Consider the following 12,010-nt stretch of genomic DNA (forward strand, 5'->3'; position numbering starts at 1 on the left):
CTGCGGCCACCTCCGGGGACGGCTTTCTGTAGGGACCCCACAGGGTCTGGTCAAAGGCGCTGTCAGGGCCCGATTCCTCGTGAGGCGGACCGGACCGATAGGTTTTCGGCATACCTGACCACTGACGAAAGGGTGATCCGTTGAGCCGCTCGGTTCTCGTCACCGGAGGAAACCGGGGCATCGGCCTCGCCATCGCCCACGCATTCGCCGCCGGCGGCGACAAGGTCGCGATCACCTACCGCTCCGGAGAGCCGCCGGCCGGGCTCACCGAAGCGGGCGTCCTCGCCGTTCGCTGCGACATCACCGACGCCGAGCAGGTGGAGCAGGCATACAAGGAGATCGAGGAGAAGCACGGGAACGTGGAGGTGCTGGTGGCCAACGCCGGCGTCACCAAGGACCAGCTCCTGATGCGTATGTCCGAGGACGATTTCACCTCCGTCCTCGACACCAACCTGACCGGCACCTTCCGGGTCGTCAAGCGCGCCAACCGCGGCATGCTGCGCGCCAAGAAGGGCCGCGTCGTGCTCATCTCCTCCGTGGTCGGTCTGCTCGGCTCCGCGGGGCAGGCCAACTACGCGGCCTCCAAGGCCGGCCTGGTCGGTTTCGCCCGCTCCCTCGCCCGCGAGCTCGGATCGCGGAACATCACCTTCAACGTCGTCGCACCCGGCTTCGTCGACACCGACATGACCAAGGCGCTCACCGACGAGCAGCGCGAGGGCATCGTCTCCCAGGTGCCGCTCGGCCGTTACGCGCAGCCGGAGGAGATCGCCGCCACCGTGCGCTTCCTCGCCTCCGACGACGCCTCGTACATCACTGGAGCCGTCATCCCCGTTGACGGCGGATTGGGCATGGGTCACTGATCACCATGAGCGGAATCCTCGAGGGCAAGCGCGTCCTGATCACCGGTGTGCTGATGGAGTCGTCCATCGCCTTCCACACCGCCAAGGTGGCCCAGGAGCAGGGCGCTGAGGTCATCCTGACCGCCTTCCCGCGGCCCACCCTTACCGAGCGCATCGCCAGGAAGCTCCCCAAGCCTGCCAAGGTCATCGAGCTGGACGTCACCAACAACGAGCACCTGGCCCGCGTCGAGGACGTGGTGCGCGAGGAGCTCGGCGGGCTCGACGGCGTCGTCCACTCGATCGGCTTCGCCCCGCAGGACGCGCTCGGCGGCAATTTCCTGAACACCCCGTTCGAGTCGGTGTCCACGGCGATGCACGTCTCGGCGTTCTCGCTGAAGTCGCTGACGACGGCCTGCCTGCCGCTGATGCAGGAGGGCGGCTCGGTGGTCGGTCTGACCTTCGACGCGCAGTTCGCCTGGCCGCAGTACGACTGGATGGGTCCGGCGAAGGCCGCGCTGGAGGCCACCAGCCGCTACCTGGCCCGTGACCTCGGCAAGCAGAACGTCCGCTGCAACCTGATCTCGGCCGGCCCGATCGGCTCGATGGCAGCCAAGTCCATTCCGGGCTTCTCCGAGCTCGCGCGGGTGTGGGACGAGCGCTCCCCGCTGCAGTGGGACATGTCCGACCCGGAGCCGGCCGGCCGCGGTGTCGTCGCCCTGCTGTCGGACTTCTTCCCGAAGACGACCGGCGAGATCGTCCACGTCGACGGCGGCGTGCACATCATGGGCGCCTGACCAGCACATACGTACGAAAGCAACGCCCCGTTCCCCGTGACCGCGGGGGCGGGGCGTCGCCCGTTCGGGCGAATGGGCGGGCGGCGCGCCCCGGGAGAAGCGAGGCTGGAGGAGCAACTCTTCCTTGTGGTGCAGCCGCGGCCTCTCGGCCGCCGTTCGGCCGAGGAGGTCCTGCTTGTGCGTACGAACCGGCGTTCAACCTCCGTCCTCGCCACAGCGACGCTCCTGCTCTGGGCGACACCGGCCGTTTCCCAGCCGCGCCCCCAGGCCCCGCAACGCGATCAGCCGCCCACGTACCAGGCCAACTGCCGCACCGTCGTCGACGGCTCGAGTGTCATCGCCTACTGCCACAATCCCTATCCCGACACCGACTTCGTCCGACTGCACGTCGAATGCGCCCGCTGGTGGGACGTCGACGCGGACACCACTCCGGTGGAGGTCAGGCCGGCCGGCTACGCGGAGCTCACCGAACGGTGCTGGAAGGAGATCGGTGCGGTCTGGATCAGCCACCAGCCCCGGCCGGACGGCGTAGGCACATGAACGGATAGCCGGCTGCCTCCGAGGCCGCCGCGTCACCGTCGCCGGAGCGGATCGCCTCCACCATCCGCGCATGGTCCATGTGGTTCTCCGGGCGCAGCTCCTCGCCGACGTCGTCGCGCAGCCAGTCGCGCAGGAGATCTCCGAGGTCCGCGTACAGCTCGGTCAGTACGTCGTTGTGCGAGGCGGCGACCACGGCCAGATGGAAGGTGGCGTCGGCCGCGACGAACCGCTCGGCGTCGCCCGACTTCCAGGCCTCCTCGCGGCGGGCGAGCAGCGTGTCGAGCTGTTTGAGGTCCCGTGCCGTGCGGCGCTCCGCGGCCAGCCGCGCGGCGGACGACTCGAGCGTGGAGCGCAGCTCGGCGATGTGGCGCGGATCGGCGTCGGCGAACCGGCGGTGCATGACACCGGCCAGCTCGCTGGTGGCCACGACGTACGTGCCCGAGCCCTGCCGGATGTCCAGCAGCCCGTTGTGGGCGAGAGCGCGCACCGCCTCACGGACGGTGTTGCGGGCGACGCCGAGCTGCTCGACGAGCTCGGGTTCGGTGGGGATCCGTGAACCCACCGGCCACTCGCCCGAGGTGATCTGGTTGCGCAGCTGCGCGATCACCTGGTCGGAGAGCGCGGAACGCCGGGGTGAGGACAGCGCCATGGTGCTCCTTGTCGTGAAGGCCGTCCGTGCGTCGGAGCCGGAGCGTCCGTACGCGGGATTGGACAACCAATCATCCCATGATTCTATGATGGTTCCATGGCCGACGAGACCCAGACCCTGGACGACAACCGGCCCCGGGGCACCGCCGCCACGGCCCCTGCTGTGGATTCTGCCGCTCCGTGGCGCTCGGTGTGGATCACTCGGCTCGTCGTCACCGGCATCGTCCTCGCCGCGCTCAATCTGCGCCCCGCCATCACCAGCCTCGGCGCGCTGCTCGAGGAGGCGCGGGCGGGCCTGCACATGAGCGGCAGCGTGGCCGGTCTGCTCACCTCCGTGCCGCCGCTCTGCTTCGCGGTCTTCGGGATCGCGGCGCCGAGGCTCGCCCGCCGCTTCGGGCCCGCAGCGGTCGTCTGCGCAGGTATGGCGGCGATCGCCACCGGGCTCGCCGTGCGTCCCTTCACCGGCGGTACCGCGTCCTTCCTCGCCGCGAGCGCACTCGCGCTGATGGGCATCGCCGTGAGCAACGTGCTGATGCCGGTGATCGTCAAGCGGTACTTTCCCGACCGGCTCGGCCCGATGACCGGGCTCTACTCCATGGCCCTGGCGCTCGGGACCTCGGTCGCGGCCGCCGCGACCGTGCCGATGACAGAGTCGCTGGGTGGCAGTTGGCGCGTCGGGCTCGCGGTGTGGGCGGGGCTCGCGGCGCTGGCCGTACTGCCGTGGATCGGCCTGGTGCGGAACCGGGAGCAGGGCCGGGAGCAGGGCCGGGGGGCCGCCGGCCGGAGCACGGCGGACAACCAGGACGCGTCCGCATCCGCGTCCGCACCCCGCATCAGGCGCAGCCCGACCGCCTGGGCGCTTGCCTGTTTCTTCGGGCTCCAGGCGACCGGCGCGTACATCACGATGGGCTGGATGCCGCAGATCTTCCGCGACGCGGGCGTCTCGGCGGGCACCGCCGGGGTGCTGCTCGCCGTGACCATGGTGATGGGCGTACCGCTCGCCTTCGTCATCCCCCGGCTGGCCACCCGCATGCGGAACCAGGGCCCGATCGTCGTGGCCCTCGGCCTGTCCGGGCTGACCGGCTACCTGGGCCTGCTGCTCGCCCCGGCGGCCGGCGCCTGGGCCTGGGCACTGCTGCTGGGCGTCTCGAACTGTGCGTTCCCGCTCGCTCTCACCATGATCGGCATGCGTTCGCGCACAGGCGCCGGAGTCGCACGGCTGTCGGCGTTCGCCCAGTCCACCGGCTATCTGATCGCCATCCCGGGCCCTCTGCTGGTGGGTGTGCTCTACCAGCACAGCGGCGGCTGGGAGCTTCCGATCGGCCTGATGGCGGTTCTGATAGTGCCCCAGATCGCGGTGGGGATCCTGGCAGGGCGGGACCGGACGGTCGAGGACGAATTCTGAGATGCGAGACTGGTCCCATGCCTGTGCTCGACCCGAACCCCCCGAACGGCCAGAAGAAGCTCCTCACGGTGCTCGGCGCGATGCTGTTGATCGGCGTGATCATCGGGATCATCGCCTCCGTCGTGTCACCGTGACACCGTGAGGGTGGGGCCGGCACCACCCTCACCTGGGGCCTGCACCCCCATCCCCTAGGGGGGCAGGGTCAGGGTGAAGTGGGTGGCTCACCGGATGGGCCGGGCCTCCCATGATCCGTACGTTTGAGGTATTCGACCGCAGACCTACGGAGGCGGCCATGTCGGCCCACATGCACACGCCGTCCCGCGCCAAGGCATCGGGCGTCGGGGTCCGGCTGCCCTGGTGGGCGCTCGCGCTCCCCGTGCTCGCCTTCTGCGCACTCCTGATGCTGATAGCCGGCCCGGGCGACGCCCACGCCGCCACCGGTGAACCGGCCGTCGGCGCGTTCATCCAGCGTGTCCAACAGGCCCTCGCCGGGTGAGCCGATGAGGGCCCCACTGCATTCACCTGTGACGGGGGAGCGCGTCAACCCCCTGCGCCTGTTGGCTCATTTCATGCGAAGCTGGGGTTCATGAGCGCCGCAGTGTCTTCCGGGGGGACATCCCCCGGACCTCCCGAGTCCCGCAGGATCGTTCTCCTCAGGCATGCGAAGGCGGACTGGCCCCAGGTGGCCGATCATGAGCGTCCGCTCGCCGAGCGTGGGCGCAAGGACGCCCCGGTGGCCGGACGCCGGCTCGCCGAGACCGCGATCGCCTTCGACCTGGCTCTGTGCTCGACCGCGAGCAGAACCCGCGAGACCTGGAAGCTCGCGGTGCATGAGCTGCCCCACCGCCCGAGGACGGTGTACGAGGAGCGCCTGTACGAGGCTTCCCTCGGCGACCTGATCGCGCTGCTCAACGAGGTCTCCGACGAGGTGAACGACCTCCTGGTGATCGGCCACAACCCCGGCATGCACGCCCTCGCCGACGCGCTCGCGGGCCGGGCCGAGGGCGACGCGCTGGCCCGGATGACCACGGACGGTTTCCCGACCTCGGCGTTCGCCGTCCTGTCGTTCGAGGGCTCATGGAAGTCGGTCGAGCACGGCGTGGGCAGGCTGCTCGACTACTGGACGCCGCACGACTGACCCGATTCCCGCGGACCGGCCTTCCGGGGACCGCCCCCGGCGGAACCGGACCGGAGAGTACCGAGGCCCCGGCGCGGCGCGCCGGGGCCTCGTCAGGTCGGGCTCGTCAGTGCTCCTCGCCGTCCCCGTCGGCGGCCTCGACCTCTTCGCGGGTGATGCCCAGCAGATACAGCACCGTGTCCAGGAACGGCACATTGACCGCGGTGTGAGCGGCGCGGCGGACGACGGGCTTGGCGTTGAAGGCCACCCCGAGACCGGCCGCGTTCAGCATGTCCAGATCGTTCGCTCCGTCGCCGATCGCGACCGTCTGCGCGAGCGGAACCCCGGCTTCGGCGGCGAACCGGCGCATCAGCCGTGCCTTGCCCGCGCGGTCCACGACCTCGCCGACGACCCGGCCGGTGAGCTTGCCGTCCTTGATCTCCAGCGTGTTCGCCGAGGCGAAGTCGAGTCCGAGCCGCTCCTTGAGGTCATCGGTGACCTGCGTGAACCCGCCCGACACCACGCCCACTTGGTAGCCGAGCCGCTTGAGGGTACGGATCAGGGTGCGGGCACCCGGGGTGAGCCGCACCTCGCTGCGCACCTTGTCCACGACCGAGGCGTCCAGCCCCTCCAGCAGCGCCACGCGCGCATGCAGCGACTGCTCGAAGTCCAGATCGCCACGCATCGCGGCGGCAGTGACCTCGGCGACCTTGTCCTCGCATCCGGCGTGCGCGGCGAAGAGTTCGATGACCTCGTCCTGGATGAGCGTCGAATCCACATCCATGACGACCAGGCGCTGCGCCCGGCGGTGCAGACCCGCGGACACGACGGCCACATCGACACCGATCTCATGGGCCTCGGTGGCCAGCGCGGTGCGCAGCGGCTCGGTCTCCACACCGGACACCGCGAACTCCACGGCGGTGACAGGATACTTCGCGAGCCGGAAGATACGGTCGATGTTGCCGCCCACGCCCGCGATCCTCGCCGCTATGGCAGCGGTGGACTCGGCGGTGAGCGGATGCCCGAGCACCGTGACATGGGAACGTCCGCTGCCGCGGGGCCGGTTGTCGCCGTGGCCGGAGATGATCTCGGCCTGAAGCCTGAGGGACTCGGCCCAGCTGTGCACGGTGGCCCGCAGCTCGCCCTCGGCGGCTTTGTCGCCGGCCGGTGCGGTGACGAGCACGCACAGCACGAGACGGCCTCGGGAGACGACCTGCTCGATGTCGACCACATCGACGGACCATGCGGCGAGGGTGTCGAAGAGTCCGGCGGTGATCCCGGGACGGTCCTTCCCGAAGATCTTGACGAGGAGGGTGGGGACGTCGGCGGTGTGAGGGGGCTGCGATGCGCTCATGGTGATACCACCGTATCGGGCGCCGTCCCGGATGAGACGCCCTGTCCCGCAGGCCGGACACCTGCGAGGCCGAGCGTCACGGACGGGGGCCCAGCGTCACCGCCAGGGCGGATGTCATCCTTCAGGGACCTCCGATCGCCCGGGCCCGGTGGATGCCGCCCTACCCGGACCCGGCGTCCGGCCGATGAGGATCGCTCCCGCGGCCGTCGCGTCGCGGAGGCGGGGCCGGGGAGGGCGGTGGTGGCAGCGTCGTTGCGTCCTGGAGGTCCTGCGGAAGCCGCAGATACGGGTTCGTGTCCGGGTTCGGCGGGCGGTACGGCGCCGCCGGGCGGTACGGGCCCGGCCCCTCCTGGACGCTCCGCACCGGCCGCGGACCACCCCGTGTCCCGTACACCAGCAGTGCGCCCGCCGCCCCTGCCGCAGCGCCCCATGCCGCCCCCAGGGCCAATGCCATGCCCAGGTCGCCGTGCAGCTCGAGGCCCGAGTCGAAGGCGTTGATGCCCAGCACCGACAGCGACGCGCCGGCCGAGACGCCGGTCAGCCGCACCAGCAGTGCGAACGCGAGCGCCGTCGCCGCCCCGAGCCGCAGCGCACACCGCACGGCGAAAGCGCTCGCGCCCGTTCGGCGGCCCGGCTCCGCGGGGGTCCGGGCCGCCGTGCGCACCCCCGCGTACAGCATCAGTGCCGCCGCGCCGGCCGTCAGCAGCCACACGCGCCCGTCCAGCTCGGCCAGGGCGCCCACCGTGACCGGCCGCTCGCCGGGGCCCCTCAGCAGTTCGTCCACCGGATCCGGCAGCGCCTGCGCCAGCGGACCTGTCGCGGTGCCCTCCCACGGGACGAACAGGCCGAGCGGAAGCCCGAGCCACGCCCCGTTGGGCGCGCCGAGCAGCGCCGCGCCCGTGATGCGCCGCGGGTGGTCGTCGCCGGCCGCCGCGTACACAGCCGCCGCGTACCCGGCGAGGACGGCGACGAGTGCCGCGGCCACCAGGGCGGACGCGGCCGGACGCACCCGGCTGCGTACCGCCTCCCAGCGGGCGCCGCGCGGCAACGGCGTACGCGGCGAGGCGAGATACGCGATCGTCAGCACACCGACCACCCACACCAGCGCCCCCGTGAGCGACCGTCCGGTGTCCACGCCGAAGCCGACCGCGGCACGGGCCCGTGCCAGGTCCCCCAGCCGGTCGGGCAGGAGGCCACCGACACCGCCGAGCCCCGTGTCCCCGATGTCGGGCAGCTCCCGGCCGAGTCCCCACCGCGCACCGTCGATTGTGATGACGTCGTGACCTGCCCATGCCAGAAAACCGGTCATCGCGACGAACAGCGCCACAACTCCCGACGCCCGCACGGCGAGTTCGCTCACCGGGATGTACGCCCCCGCGCCCCGCAGCGAGCGCAGGAAGAAGTACGCAAGGAGCAGAGCCCCGAACAGACCGACCCCCATCGGCATGACGTCGATGGCGGTGTCCATCTCTGCGTCATCCAGCCCGTACGCGGACACATCGCCTGCCGGAGTGACCGATCCGCCGATCGCCGACACCACCACCGCCGCGGTCATGGGCCCCAACGCCCCTGCCGCGTCCGCCCCCAGCAGATGGAGTCCGGCCGCCGCCGCAGCCGCCATGCCGACCAGGGACCAGCTCACCGCGGCGACGGAGGCCAGCGCCACCTCGCCCCACGCCATGCCCTCGTGCCTGCCACCCGAGCCCATGAGGACCCCCCCGATCCCTGCTGGGTTCGACCCAGTTGCCCCCATCACGCATGATCCGTATGCACTCATGGGTGCTTACCACTCTCCGGGCGCGTTTATCCGCCGTCAACGCCCACCTCCCAGGGCGTCTTGGCAAGGCCCGACTTTCGGATACGGGACCGGGCCTGAAATAGTTCCTCACGATGTTCACCATCCCTAGACTCCCTGCGATGGGGGTAGCTCGGGGGACAACTAGTGGGGCATGGAGTGCCGGAACTCGTACTGGAATTGAACGGAAGGACCTGGACCCTCGATCCGTCCAGGTCGTACACCCTCGGACGCGATCCGCAGGGCGATCTGGTGATCGACGACGCCAGGGTCTCGTGGCGCCATGCCACCATCAGCTGGGGTGGCCGCAGTTGGGTCATCGAGGACCAGGGGAGCACCAACGGCACGTATGTACAGGGCCAGCGGATCCACCAGCTGGAGATCGGCCCCGGCTCGGCCGTGCATCTCGGCAACGCCACTGACGGCCCCCGGCTGAATCTCTCCGCCGGGGCCGGCGCCGGAGCGGGCGCGTTCAGCGCTCAGGGAGCCGCGCCTCAGCACGCTCCCGCGCAGCAGGCCCAGGCCGCCGCCCCGCAGGGCTGGCCGCAGGCCCCGGCGCCGCAGCAGCCCCACGATGCACCGCGGGCGCAGGTCCCGCAGCAGCACTCCCCGCACAAGCAGGGGCAGGGCGCGGGCGGTGCCGCGGGGGCACCGCCCGTCTACGGGGACCGCAGCCCGACCACGTTCCACCAGCTCGCCCTCGGCCGGGTGATGCGCATCGGCCGTGCGCTCGAGAACGAGCTGGTCGTCTCCGACCTCCAGGTCTCGCGCAACCACGCCGAGTTCGTGGCGACGCCCGACGGACGGTTCGAGATCCGCGACCTCGGATCCCACAACGGCACCTACGTCAACGGCCAGCCGATAGCCAAGTCGTCCACGGTGCTCATCGGCCCGAACGACATCGTCGGTGTCGGCCACTCCACCTTCAGACTCGTCGGCGACCGGCTCGAGGAGTTCGTCGACACCGGCGAGGTCTCCTTCTCCGCCCGCCATCTGACCGTGACCGTCGACGGCGGCAAGCAGATCCTCCGGGACGTCTCCTTCGGCGTGCCGGAGAAGTCGCTCATCGGTGTCATCGGCCCCTCGGGCTCCGGCAAGTCCACCCTGCTCAAGGCGCTCACCGGCTACCGGCCCGCCAACCAGGGCGATGTCCTGTACGACAACCGGAGCCTCTACAAGCAGTTCGCCGAGCTGCGTCAGCGCATCGGTCTGGTCCCGCAGGACGACATCCTGCACAAGGAGCTGACGGTCCGGAAGGCGCTCACGTACGCGGCCAAGCTCCGTTTCCCCGCGGACACCACCGCGGCCGAGCGTGCGGCCCGTATCGGCGAGGTCCTGCGCGAGCTGAAGCTGGACATCCACAAGGAGAAGAAGGTCACCTCCCTCTCCGGTGGCCAGCGCAAGCGCGTCTCCGTCGCCCTGGAGCTGCTCACCAAGCCGTCGCTGATCTTCCTGGACGAGCCGACCTCCGGCCTCGACCCGGGCATGGACCGCGACGTCATGCAGCTGCTGCGCGGACTCGCCGACGACGGGCGCACCGTCCTCGTGGTCACCCACTCGGTGGCCGAGCTGGCGCTGTGCGACAAGCTCCTCGTCATGGCGCCCGGCGGCTCGGTGGCGTACTTCGGCCCGCCGGAGGAGGCGCTCAACTTCTTCGGCTACAGCACCTGGGCCGATGTCTTCTCGGCGTTCGAGAACTACCGCGACTACGACTGGGCGGGCCGCTGGAAGGGCTCACAGCACTACCAGATGTACGCCGCGGACATCGACGCCGTCGCCGCGCAGTCGGTGCACATGCCCCCGCCGCAGCAGATGCGCCCCCCGAAGCCGCAGAGCTGGGGCTCCCAGCTGTGGACGCTGATCCGCCGCTACTCCTCGGTCATCGCGTCCGACAAGGGCTTCATCGGCCTGATGTTCATCCTGCCCGCGGTGCTCGGCATCGTCAGCACGGTGATCCCCGCCGACTCCGGCCTCGGCCTCGGTCCGGCGCGGGTGCGGTTCACGAACAAGGACGTCGGCACGATCCTGCTCATCCTGGCGGTCGGCGCGTGCTTCTCCGGCGCCGCGAACTCGGTACGAGAGCTGATCAAGGAACGCGTCATCTACGAGCGGGAACGCGCCACCGGCCTGTCGCGCTCCGCGTATCTGATGTCGAAGGTCATCGTCCTCGGCGTGATCACCGCACTCCAGGGTGCGATCATCTGCGCCATCGGATTCGGTGCCCGGGACAGGCTGCCCCGCGAGGGCGTCATCTTCGCGGACACGCCGGTGATCGAGATGACCATGGTCATCAGCACTCTCGGCTTCACCTGCATGATGTTCGGTCTGATCATCTCCGCGCTGGTGAAGACCGCCGAGAAGACCATGCCGCTGCTGGTGATGTTCGCGATCGTCCAGGTCGTCTTCACCGGCGTGCTCTTCCAGGTGTACGACAGCCCCGGTATCGAGCAGGTCGCCTGGCTGATGCCGTCGCGCTGGGCGGTGGCGGCGCTGGGCACCACGGCCGAGCTCAACGTGGCCATGCCGTGGGACCGGGCCAACGTCGACCAGCTGTGGGAGCACACCGCCGGCCAGTGGGCCGTCGACATGGGCGTGCTGTTCGGCCTCGGGGTCATCTGCGGCTTCGTGGTCGTGCGCCTGCTGCGCCGCCACGAGCCCGAGGTCATGCGCAAGTGACGCGGTCCTGAGACGACGCCGAAGGGCGCACCCCGTGGGGTGCGCCCTTCGGCATGTCGCAGCGTCCGTCAGTAGGCGCTGTTCACGTTGTCCATGGAGCCGTACCGGTCGGCCGCGTAGTTGCAGGCTGCAACGATGTTGGCGACCGGGTCGTACAGGTCCCGGGCGGTGCCGGGGATGTGGTACGCGTCGAAGGTCGGCTGGATGACCTGCAGCAGGCCCTTCGAGGGGATGCCGTTCTGGGCGTTGATGTCCCAGTTGTTGATGGCGCGCGGGTTACCGCTGGACTCGCGCAGGATGTTGCGCTTGATGCCCTCGTAGGAACCCGGGATGTCGTGCTTCTTCATGATGGACATGGCCTCGCGGATCCAGCCGTCCAGGTTGTTGGCGTAGACCGGCTTGCGGTCGGCGGCACGGCTTGCCGCCTGCGCCTTCGCACGCTTCTTCGCGGCGGCCTCGGCCTTGGCCTTCGCCGCGGCCTTCTTGGCGGCGGCGGCCTTCTTCGCCGCGGCCTCGGCCTTGGCCTTGGCCTGCGCGGCCTCCAGGCGCGCCTCGAAGGCGGACTGCTGGTTGACGATGCTCTTGTGGACCGTGGAGGCCTCAGCGGCGTCCAGGCTCCACGCGACGGGGGCCGCAGACAGTGCCTCGGTCTCGACCTTGGCCTCGGCGTCGCCCGGAACGAGCGAGATCGCAATCGCCGCGGTGGCGGCGGCGGCAATACCGGCGACGGCAGCCTTGCGGGTCTTCAGACGACGAAGGCCGGGGGTGTTGAACGCGGACATGTAGACGTACCTCTTCGAATAGCGGAAAGTCGCTCCAGGCCGGTTCGGCTCTGCGCTCTT

Annotated in this window: 12 protein-coding genes; 8 read left to right on the forward strand and 4 right to left on the reverse strand. The window is 70.3% G+C overall.

What is annotated here, in order from left to right:
* The first annotated feature begins 140 nt into the window (after window positions 1–140).
* The 3 genes from fabG to OHS70_RS29125 all read left to right on the forward strand — a co-directional run bounded on the left by fabG (window position 141) and on the right by OHS70_RS29125 (window position 2,173).
* Entirely contained in the window at window positions 141–860 is a 720-nt protein-coding gene (gene fabG, locus OHS70_RS29115; protein WP_328402198.1) for a 3-oxoacyl-[acyl-carrier-protein] reductase, read from the forward strand.
* A gap of 5 nt (window positions 861–865) precedes the next feature.
* Window positions 866–1,633: an enoyl-ACP reductase FabI gene (gene fabI, locus OHS70_RS29120; RefSeq protein WP_328402199.1), complete on the forward strand. Its 768-nt coding sequence runs from the start codon at window positions 866–868 to the stop codon at window positions 1,631–1,633.
* Window positions 1,634–1,810: 177 nt separating this feature from the next.
* Window positions 1,811–2,173 carry a hypothetical protein gene (locus tag OHS70_RS29125; protein WP_328402201.1) on the forward strand — a complete coding sequence of 121 codons (363 nt, stop codon included), beginning with the start codon at window positions 1,811–1,813 and terminating at the stop codon, window positions 2,171–2,173.
* Here the strand turns inward: OHS70_RS29125 and OHS70_RS29130 are convergent.
* Window positions 2,136–2,822 carry a FadR/GntR family transcriptional regulator gene (locus OHS70_RS29130; RefSeq protein ID WP_328402203.1) on the reverse strand — a complete coding sequence of 229 codons (687 nt, stop codon included), beginning with the start codon at window positions 2,820–2,822 and terminating at the stop codon, window positions 2,136–2,138. The two genes, OHS70_RS29125 and OHS70_RS29130, sit on opposite strands and share 38 nt — an antisense overlap.
* Before the next feature lie 96 nt (window positions 2,823–2,918).
* On the opposite strand from OHS70_RS29130, the gene OHS70_RS29135 reads away from it, so the two are divergent.
* The 4 genes from OHS70_RS29135 to OHS70_RS29150 all read left to right on the forward strand — a co-directional run bounded on the left by OHS70_RS29135 (window position 2,919) and on the right by OHS70_RS29150 (window position 5,364).
* The gene (locus OHS70_RS29135; protein ID WP_328402205.1) at window positions 2,919–4,226 is read left to right on the forward strand and encodes a CynX/NimT family MFS transporter; all 1,308 of its coding nucleotides are present in this window, start codon (window positions 2,919–2,921) and stop codon (window positions 4,224–4,226) included.
* A 17-nt stretch (window positions 4,227–4,243) separates the two neighbouring features.
* Window positions 4,244–4,360: an SGM_5486 family transporter-associated protein gene (locus OHS70_RS29140; RefSeq protein ID WP_328402207.1), complete on the forward strand. Its 117-nt coding sequence runs from the start codon at window positions 4,244–4,246 to the stop codon at window positions 4,358–4,360.
* 158 nt (window positions 4,361–4,518) lie between these two features.
* Window positions 4,519–4,722, forward strand: a complete 204-nt coding sequence (locus OHS70_RS29145; RefSeq protein WP_328402209.1) for a hypothetical protein — start codon at window positions 4,519–4,521, stop codon at window positions 4,720–4,722.
* Between the two features lie 90 nt (window positions 4,723–4,812).
* Window positions 4,813–5,364 carry a SixA phosphatase family protein gene (locus tag OHS70_RS29150; RefSeq protein ID WP_328402211.1) on the forward strand — a complete coding sequence of 184 codons (552 nt, stop codon included), beginning with the start codon at window positions 4,813–4,815 and terminating at the stop codon, window positions 5,362–5,364.
* A gap of 106 nt (window positions 5,365–5,470) precedes the next feature.
* Here the strand turns inward: OHS70_RS29150 and serB are convergent, their stop codons facing one another.
* Entirely contained in the window at window positions 5,471–6,697 is a 1,227-nt protein-coding gene (serB, locus tag OHS70_RS29155) for a phosphoserine phosphatase SerB (RefSeq protein WP_328402213.1), read from the reverse strand.
* Window positions 6,698–6,857: 160 nt separating this feature from the next.
* Entirely contained in the window at window positions 6,858–8,378 is a 1,521-nt protein-coding gene (locus tag OHS70_RS29160) for a streptophobe family protein (protein WP_328402215.1), read from the reverse strand.
* Between the two features lie 273 nt (window positions 8,379–8,651).
* On the opposite strand from OHS70_RS29160, the gene OHS70_RS29165 reads away from it, so the two are divergent.
* Window positions 8,652–11,168, forward strand: coding sequence for an ABC transporter ATP-binding protein/permease (locus OHS70_RS29165; RefSeq protein ID WP_328402217.1), 2,517 nt, complete (start codon window positions 8,652–8,654; stop codon window positions 11,166–11,168).
* 68 nt (window positions 11,169–11,236) lie between these two features.
* Here the strand turns inward: OHS70_RS29165 and OHS70_RS29170 are convergent, their stop codons facing one another.
* Complete coding sequence (locus tag OHS70_RS29170; protein WP_328402219.1) at window positions 11,237–11,950, reverse strand: transglycosylase SLT domain-containing protein; 714 nt, start codon at window positions 11,948–11,950, stop codon at window positions 11,237–11,239.
* Window positions 11,951–12,010 lie beyond the last annotated feature (60 nt).

This window comes from Streptomyces sp. NBC_00390 (assembly GCF_036057275.1).
GTDB lineage: Bacteria > Actinomycetota > Actinomycetes > Streptomycetales > Streptomycetaceae > Streptomyces.

What these genes read in the sequence shown, in the direction of transcription:
- OHS70_RS29145 (WP_328402209.1), top strand. Translation starts at nt 4,519, where the DNA reads ATGTCGGCCCACATGCACACGCCGTCCCGCGCCAAGGCATCGGGCGTC.
- OHS70_RS29140 (WP_328402207.1), top strand. Translation starts at nt 4,244, where the DNA reads ATGCCTGTGCTCGACCCGAACCCCCCGAACGGCCAGAAGAAGCTCCTC.
- OHS70_RS29130 (WP_328402203.1), bottom strand. Translation starts at nt 2,822, where the DNA reads ATGGCGCTGTCCTCACCCCGGCGTTCCGCGCTCTCCGACCAGGTGATC.
- OHS70_RS29170 (WP_328402219.1), bottom strand. Translation starts at nt 11,950, where the DNA reads ATGTCCGCGTTCAACACCCCCGGCCTTCGTCGTCTGAAGACCCGCAAG.
- OHS70_RS29150 (WP_328402211.1), top strand. Translation starts at nt 4,813, where the DNA reads ATGAGCGCCGCAGTGTCTTCCGGGGGGACATCCCCCGGACCTCCCGAG.
- serB (WP_328402213.1), bottom strand. Translation starts at nt 6,697, where the DNA reads ATGAGCGCATCGCAGCCCCCTCACACCGCCGACGTCCCCACCCTCCTC.
- OHS70_RS29135 (WP_328402205.1), top strand. Translation starts at nt 2,919, where the DNA reads ATGGCCGACGAGACCCAGACCCTGGACGACAACCGGCCCCGGGGCACC.
- OHS70_RS29160 (WP_328402215.1), bottom strand. Translation starts at nt 8,378, where the DNA reads ATGGCGTGGGGCGAGGTGGCGCTGGCCTCCGTCGCCGCGGTGAGCTGG.
- fabI (WP_328402199.1), top strand. Translation starts at nt 866, where the DNA reads ATGAGCGGAATCCTCGAGGGCAAGCGCGTCCTGATCACCGGTGTGCTG.